General features: G+C 26.5%; 1 protein-coding gene. It reads left to right on the plus strand.

Annotated elements, in window-relative coordinates:
* Nucleotides 1-594: 594 nt before the first annotated feature.
* Nucleotides 595-3,045: inverse autotransporter beta domain-containing protein (locus CAMP5053_RS07910; RefSeq protein ID WP_337217607.1), on the plus strand; the 2,451-nt coding region annotated here is incomplete at its 3' end.

Consider the following 3,045-nt stretch of genomic DNA (forward strand, 5'->3'; position numbering starts at 1 on the left):
CTTAAACCACCTTTCATTTTCCATTAAATATTTTATATATTATTTTACCTATTACCTGATTTATAAAAACATATAAATTATAATTAAATATATTTTTTTAATAAGTTATTTTAAGATTATAACAACTATTATCAAATTTATATAAAAACTCTATATTATAATTATCTAAATAGCATAATAAGATATTTATACTCTTTATTTATTACCATATATAAGCTTAGTATTTATACTTCATATACTAAATATAATAAATACACTTTATATTCTTATATAAATACTATTTTTCCATATCCACATATATTAAACAATATAATAAAGTATAAATATAAAAACCACAAAAGCCTATTAGTGCATTATTTTAAAAAAGTAAATAAAAGTGATTTTTGATGATATGTAAATAATAATAAATCTATTTGTATTTTTTTAATAAAAAATAAAAGTAATTTAGATTATAATTTATAAATAATTATTATTTATGATAGTTTTTTGACTATTTTTCAATATTTTTATAACTTTTTTATCGTTTTTATATTTTTTGTGTTATCATATTCTCATCACAGATAAAAATTAAATGTAGGTTATGGGGGGGGGGATATGAAAAAAACACTTTTACTTGTTTTACTTATTCACACTTTTCTTTTTTCTCAAATAATGATTTTAAAAAATCAAGATAAAATCATTATAGATGACAATCAGGTTCTTACTTCCAATGAAACAAGTCAAATTAAAAATCATAATAATCTTAATCCAAGAGTCAAAAAACTATTAGAAGAAAAACCGAACAAAGATTCTAATCTTAGCAAAGAAGATGAAGAATTATCTAATAAGGTTATTAATACTATTCAAGCCATAGGCAATGTATATAATGCCAAAGATAGCAAAGAAAGAAATGAACTTATAAGAGATTTAGCAAGCAATTATTTAAGCTTACAAGCTAATACTTTAATCCAAGAATATTTACATGTTCTTAATCATTCTATTAACAGCGAGTTTAATTTAAACTATAATGACAGAGGTGGCTTAAGTGGTAATGCCAAAGTTCTTTTACCTATTATGAGTGAAGACAATCCAAAAATATCTTATTTTTTACAAAGTGGTATAGGTGGATATGATAATAATAGAATCATAGGTCATTTTGGTGGTGGTATAAGATATTATCCTAATGCATTAGCATTAAATAATTCAGGTAATATCATGCTAGGATTAAACTTAGTTTATGATCATGATTTTAATAGAGAGCATAAAAGAATGTCTTTAGGTTTTGAAAGTATGCTAGATACACTCGCTTTCCATGCTAATATTTATCAAAGGCTAAGTGATTGGATTAATAGTTATGATTTTAAAAATACTAATAATGATCTAACTTTCTTAGAACGTCCTGCTAATGGCTGGGATATGGGTGTTAAATATGCTTTTCCTTCTATGAGCAACGTAGCTGTTTTTGCTAATATGAGTAAATGGTATGGAGAAAAGGTTGCTCCATTTGGCAATGTAAGTTGTTATGAAGATTTAGAAAAAAATCCTTTAATATATGAAGGAGGTATTACTTATTCACCTTGTCCAGCATTAACTTTTTCGCTAAGTCATAAAAGAAGCAATGAAAGTGATAAACAAGGCACAAACGTGGCTATGAATTTTAATATACCTTTAGACAAAGACGGATTTAAACATGCATTTGATACAAAATTGGCAGGTATAAATAATACCATTGAAGGATCTAGAACTCATTTTATCGATAGAGATTATTCTATGGTGCTTGAATATAAAGCTATTAATAATACTTATCATATTTCTTATTGTGGAAATTTAGGAGATAATACTCATTGTATTATGCTAAAAAATGGTTTTAACCAAGCAGTTAAAAATGTTGCTATGAGTGTAACTCCTGAACAAAAAAGTGTAATCTTAAAGAATGGAAATCATTATATTACTGATGATAATGGAAAAGTTTTTGTAAAGATAATCCATGCTTATGGAGTCCATCAAACCAATTTAATTGCTAAAGCAGGGAATGCTCAAGAAAGTTTCCCTATTACTATCATAGCTCCAAAAGGAGATTTTAGAGTATTTGCTAAACCTTCTAATATACAAAGGCATGAAAAATCTCTAATTACATTTACAGGAAATGATTTAGCGGGTGATTTAGCAATTCATTGGAAATTAATTGGCAAAGGAAGCCTAGAAAAAACTCCAAGCTCAGATAAAACCGATAAAGATGGAAATTCAAACATCATCTATAAACCTGATACAAATATGAAAAATAAAGAAAAAGTTGAAATTATTGCCAGTGTATTAGGAGCTACTTTAAAAACATTTGTTCAAATAGCAATTTATGGAGAGGATGATATCATTTTAGATAAAACTATTATAGGTAATAAAGAAAAAACTCATGCGAGTTATAAAAACTTAAAAGCTAATTCTACTAAGGTTAAATGGAGCATACAAGGAGATAATGCTTTATTTATAGATAAAGATAAAACCTCCAAAGAGCTTAATTTAATAGCCGATGATAAAGGCGAGAGTAATGTGGAAATCATAGGACTTAGTGGAAATGAAAAAGTAAAAATCATTGCTAAGAATATGAATGATGAGTTAGTAAAAGAAAAAAGTAAAGTTTTAGAAATTAAAAATTATACAGCTACTATGGAACTTCCTACCGGAAAAGATCCTGTGACTCACCAAGACTTTGAAAAAGGAATGATTGATTATAAAAGCGACTTTGAAGTAAAACTTAAAGGTTTAATGCCAAAAACAAAAGTTTTATGGAAGGCTAAAGATATACAAAGCAATAAGACTTTAAGAATTAACAATGATAAAGAAAGCACAGCTGATGATAAAGGCGAGAGTAAGGTAGTATTTGAAGGAGTAAAAGATTTTAATATTAAAAGATTGCAAATCATTGCTACTTATAATCAAAGTGTAGCTAGCACTCAAGAAGTAAGTGGAGAGATCAAACTCCACCAGTACGCCCCAAGCATTAGTTTTAGTAAAGATACTATCCATGCTTATGAAAGTGAAAACATCAAAGCTTTAAAAGATCCAAAA

The organism is Campylobacter sp. S4:11 (assembly GCF_024723695.1).
Classification (GTDB): domain Bacteria; phylum Campylobacterota; class Campylobacteria; order Campylobacterales; family Campylobacteraceae; genus Campylobacter_D; species Campylobacter_D jejuni_C.